Source organism: Mycobacterium sp. 1245499.0 (assembly GCF_001673615.1).
Taxonomy (GTDB): domain Bacteria; phylum Actinomycetota; class Actinomycetes; order Mycobacteriales; family Mycobacteriaceae; genus Mycobacterium; species Mycobacterium europaeum_A.
In genome coordinates this window covers 1-2,157 of record NZ_LZMG01000248.1, presented here as the reverse complement: position 1 = coordinate 2,157, position 2,157 = coordinate 1, and the positions used below count along the sequence as shown (strand labels likewise).

The 2,157-nt window shown below is 70.5% G+C and carries 1 protein-coding gene and 1 pseudogene; both read left to right on the top strand.

Translation table 11 applies throughout. The features are described from left to right. The coding region (locus A5646_RS14055) for a thioesterase domain-containing protein (RefSeq protein ID WP_156765602.1) at window positions 1-1,405 on the top strand (1,405 nt) is incomplete at its 5' end. Window positions 1,406-1,627: 222 nt separating this feature from the next. Further along, window positions 1,628-2,157, top strand: a pseudogene (locus A5646_RS14050) (N-acetylglutaminylglutamine amidotransferase); the annotation flags it as partial.

Sequence of the window (2,157 nt, the reverse complement as noted above, 5' to 3'; positions counted from 1 at the left end):
CGACCGCCAGGTGAAGATCCGCGGCTACCGCATCGAGCTCGGCGAGGTCCAGGCCGCGCTGGCCGCGCTGGACGACGTCGAGCAGGCCGTGGTGATCGCCCGCGAGGACCAGCCGGGCGTCAAGCGGCTGGTGGGCTACCTCACCGGCACGGCCGACCCGGGCGAGGCGCGCACCGCGCTGGCCGAGCGGTTGCCGGTCTACATGGTGCCGGCCGCGGTGGTGGCGCTCGACGCGTTGCCGCTGACCCCCAACGGCAAACTCGACGTGCGCGCCCTGCCGGCGGCGGAGTACACCGGCAGCGGATACCGGGCCCCGGCCACCGCCACCGAGCGGGCCGTGGCCGACAGCTACGCCCAGGTGCTCGGCGTGGAGCGGGTGGGCGTCGACGACTCCTTCTTCGACCTGGGCGGCGACAGCATCTCGGCGATGCGCGTGGTCGCCGCGATCAACGCCAGCCTGGGCGTTGACCTGGCGGTACGGGCCCTGTTCGACGCGCCCACGGTCAGGGCGCTGAGCCTGCGGCTGCGGGCCGAGTCGGCGGACGGCGACGACGTCGATCCCGTGCAGATCCTCCGGGAGGGTTCGGGGGTGCCGTTGTTCTGCATCCACCCGGCCGGCGGGGTGAGCTGGCCGTATCGGGTGCTCGGCAAGTACCTGGACCGCCCGATCTTCGGTATTCAGCAAACCCAATCGGCCGATGCAGCCGCCCCGCGGTCGGTCCGCGAATTGGCCGAGATCCACGCCGACCGGATCCAGGACGTCTATCCCGACGGGCCCTACCACCTGCTGGGCTGGTCGTTCGGCGGGGTCGTCGCCCACGAGATCGCGATCGAGCTGCAGCGCCGTGGCCGCGCGATCGGGCGCCTGATCCTGCTCGACGCCCAGCCCAGCATCGACGACGCGATCGCCCTGCCGGAGCACGCCCTGGGCGAGCAGCAGGTGCTCGACGACGTCCTGCGGGCCTACAACATCAGCGTCGACGCGCAGACCGGGCCGCCCACCGACGAGCAACTGGCGGAGCTCCTGCGCGAATCCGGCGTCGCCGACATACCACGGCACCGACGGCTTGTCGATTTGCTGGCCGGAAACCTCAACGACAACATCGAGCTCTACCGGCTGCACGAGCCCCGGCTGTTCGACGGCGACATCTGCGTGTTCTCCGCCGTGCGGGACCAAAGCGACCGCAGTTCGCTGCTGGCCCGCTCCTGGGAGCCCTACGCCTCCGGCGACGTGCTCACCCACGCGGTGGACTGCACGCACAACGAGATGCTGTCCGCCGACTCGGTCGCACGCTACGGGCGCCAACTTTGGCAGCTGCTCCGCGAGGAACGCCGCCGCGAACTGGCCCCGCACGAACGGTTCAACGCGGCGGCCGGTGACGACGAGCCGCCCACCAAGTCATGAGCGGTCTCGCCGGTACATCGCGACGGTGCGATCCAGTTCACACATCCGTCGATCACGGTGATCACCACGGGTCGGCCGCGGCCGTCGGCGGCCCGTTGCAGCGCTTTTGGCGAAGCTCACGCGCGCTTCGATCCGGGCAACGGTAGGGTCGAAGACGTGTGCGGAGTCACCGGGGAGGTCCGACTCGACGGGCAGGCGCCCGACGTAGCGGCGGTCTCAGCAATGGCCGCGGTGCTGACACCACGGGGCCCCGACGCGGGCGGCGCCTGGTCGCAGGGCCGCGTCGCGCTCGGCCATCGGCGCCTGAAAATCATCGACCTGACCGAGGCCGGCGCCCAGCCGATGGTCGATTCGGAGCTGGGTCTGTCGCTGGCCTGGAACGGCTGCATCTACAACTACAAGGAGTTGCGCCAGGAGCTCAGCGGGTACGGCTACCGCTTCTTCTCGCAGAGCGACACCGAAGTCTTGATCAAGGCCTACCACCGGTGGGGCGATGACTTCGTCAGCCACCTGTTCGGCATGTTCGCCTTCGCCGTCGTCGAACGCGACAGCGGGCGGGTGCTGCTGGGCCGGGACCGGCTCGGCATCAAGCCGCTGTATCTGACCGAGGACCTTCACCGGGTCCGGTTCGCGTCGACGTTGCCGGCCCTGCTGGCCGGCGGCGGCGTGGACACCCGCATCGACCCGGTCGCCCTGCACCACTACATGAGCTTCCACTCGGTGGTGCCCGCGCCGAACACCATCCTGCGCGG